At 40.8% G+C, this 3,153-nt stretch carries 2 protein-coding genes; both read left to right on the top strand.

What is annotated here, in order from left to right:
• Positions 1–897, top strand: an 897-nt coding sequence (locus GXO74_12260; GenBank protein NOZ62441.1) for an ATP-binding protein, incomplete at its 5' end; no start/stop codon positions are given.
• Positions 898–1,091: 194 nt separating this feature from the next.
• Entirely contained in the window at positions 1,092–2,987 is a 1,896-nt protein-coding gene (locus tag GXO74_12255; protein ID NOZ62440.1) for a glycoside hydrolase, read from the top strand.
• Positions 2,988–3,153 lie beyond the last annotated feature (166 nt).

The raw sequence follows: 3,153 nt of genomic DNA, 5'->3' as shown, positions 1-3,153 counted from the left end.
GAGCCGCTTAATTTTTTTGAATCGAGTCAATTTTTAACTCGTTATGGGATAAAAGATAAAATACGTGCTTATGGCATGCTGGGCGGAATTCCTGCTTATTTGTTGCAATTCGATAGCAGGCAAACAGTAGAGGAAAATATTTTAAACAATTTTTTGTACACGGACTCGTTTTTATACAATGAAACAAGATTTCTTTTATTAGAGGAACTTCGAGAGCCAAGAAAATATTTCGCAATTTTAAAGGCTATCGCTTTTGGAGCAAATAAAATCAATGAGATTGTGCAGAAAAGCGGAATTGAACGAAGTTCTGTTCCGAGGTATTTAGAAATATTGCAGAATCTAATGATTATTCATCGGGAAGTTTCAGTAACAGAAGAAAAGCCGGAAAAAAGCCGTAAAGCGATTTATGAGATTAATGATCTCTATTTTAAATTTTGGTTTCGTTTCATTATGCCAAATCAGAGTTTTATCGAAGAAAATAGACAGAAGTATGTTCTGACAGAACGAATCTTGCCGTTTTTAGATCAATATTTGGGAAGTATATTCGAAAGAGTGAGTATTGATTTTTTAAAACAAATCAATGGCACAAATCGATTTCCTTTTGTTTTTGAAAAAATTGGACGTTACTGGAAGACAAATGTTGAAATAGACATCGTCGCCTTTGATTCTTCAAAGAAAGATTTTTTCTTTGCTGAGTGTAAATGGTCAGAGAAAAAGGTTGGAACAAACATTCTGGATGAATTAATTGCAAAATCAAAAACAATAATTGATGAAAATAAACCCAAAAAAGTTTTTTATGGGTTGTTTTCAAAAAGCGGGTTTACTGACAATTTGAAGAAAACAAATCGGGATGATGTGTTGTTATTTCAACTTAAAGATTTTCGTGAATTTTGCTGATAGGTAATCCAGGATAGACTGAGTTTAGCAACTAAAACATTAACAGAGGTTCAAAAATGAAATTCGGAAAAAAGAGAACGTTTCTGCTAATTTTTTCGCTTATTTTCATCGCAATTGCGGGATGTTCGCGCAAGGAGGAAACAGCAACAAAGAATCAACCTCAAAGTCTTGAATCAACAAAACAGGTTGATTTTTTGAACATCAGGCATATTCCTGAAAATCCAGGCGATAAAAATAGATTCTTTTATTCCGATAACGGTGCCTGGTACGGATTTGCGTTGCCGCCGGAAAACGAGGAATCGTTCATTGGCGGTTTTGTCGGACCCTATCTCATCGACAGAAAGGAATGGATCAGCCGACAGTTGCTCAAACTGGTTGTGTGGGACGCGTTCAGTGGCAAGCGTGTGCGACTGAAATTGTCGAACGAATCGTACCCGCCTGGCTATCTGGAGCAAAAATTGGAAATCGACAGTTTGATGATTAATTTAGCGCTCTGGTTCGCCACAGACAAAACAGCATTTTTGCGCACGGAATTGAAAAATACTTCTCATTCTTTCAAGGCGATTATTCTGGGTTTGGAGGGGAGTGTTTTTTCCAAAAATGCAACGCCGCAAGTCGGGGACGAACGCATCGAAATAAAACTGAAAAATGGCGGCAAATTCATCATCAAACCCATGGAGGGATCGCTTTACACGACGGATTATTTTGTTGACGGAAATAGTTATCTCATTAAAAAGAGACGCATGAATATGTTACCGAATTTGCGTTTTCTCAATTTTTTCATAATTTCTTACGTGGAAAATGAAAACCAATGGCAGCGGGAAAAGGCGGAAAACCGCGTTATGTTTCATCAGCCGGAGAAAATGTTTGTAGAAAATAAAAAACGCTGGAAAAACTACGCCGAAAAAATATTTTCTTCAGGAGCGATATGGGCGAGTAATGGTGAATATCAGCGAATTGCGATGAAATCGCTCATCACGCTCATGACGAATTATCGGAGCGCAAAAGGCGCGCTGAAGCATTCCGGAATTATTCCCTCTGCGGCAGTGACTTATTTCGGTGGTTTTTGGGCGTGGGATTCCTGGAAACATGCGGCAGCGCTCGCTTCGATTGACGGAAAAATGGCGGAAAAGCAAATTTATGCTATGTTTGATTTTCAGAATGAAGCCGGCATGATTCCCGACTGCGTTTTCCCTGATGCAAAAAAGAACAACTGGCGCAATACAAAACCGCCGCTGGCAGCCTGGGCGGTATGGCAAATTTTCGGGGCGACAAAAGATACTTCGTTCGTGAAATCACTGTACCCCAAACTGCTCAAATATCACCGCTGGTGGTACAAATTCCGCGACCACGACGGAAACGGTCTCTGCGAATACGGCTCGACGGACGGAACGAAGCAAGCTGCGCTCTGGGAAAGCGGCATGGATAATGCGGTGAGATTTGATGACGCGAAAATGGTGAAAAACGGCGACGCAAACTGGTCTCTGACGCAGGAGTCGGTGGATTTGAACAGCTATCTTTTTGCAGAAAAAAATTATCTGGCGCAAATGGCGGAACTACTGGGAAAAAATGAGGAGGCGAAAAATATCCGCGCGGAAGCGGAAGATCTGAAGCAAAAAATCCAATCCATGATGTTTAATGAAGAAACAGGATATTTTTACGACATCGATTTAAACACCAAACAAATTATTCCTGTTCAAGGCGCCGAGGGTTGGATTCCGTTGTGGGCAAAAGTCGCCACAGCGGAACAGGCGGGGGCTGTAAAAAACGTACTCGCTGACACGAACAAATTTGCCACTTTTGTCCCTTTTCCGACCGTAGCGAGAGATAATGAGAAATTTTCACTGGATTATTGGCGCGGACCAGTGTGGTTGGATCAGGCATATTTTGCTGTTCGCGGATTGAAAAATTACGGCTACAATGCGCTTGCGGATAAATTTACCCAACAGATTTTTGGTCACTTGCAGGGACTGGCAGATCCGAAAATGCCAATTTTTGAAAATTACGATCCGCTGACAGGGAAAGGACTGAACGCACCGCATTTCAGTTGGTCAGCAGCGCATTTGCTGATGCTTTTGATGGACAAATGAAATTAGCTGATCAGAAATTTGACCATTTAATTGATTTCAGAGGAATTTTGGCTTGCTCCAGCGACTTGAAAATTTGCTGCGCGAATTTATCGGAGAGCCGTTTCTCGAATATTCTGATACCAATTTCAATGGTCAGAACCGATAAGTCGTAATCCCGTTCATAATT

Source organism: Calditrichota bacterium (assembly GCA_013152715.1).
Lineage (GTDB): Bacteria > Zhuqueibacterota > Zhuqueibacteria > Thermofontimicrobiales > Thermofontimicrobiaceae > 4484-87.
The sequence above is the reverse complement of the archived record's forward strand: the minus strand, read 5'-3'. Positions and strand labels throughout refer to the sequence as shown.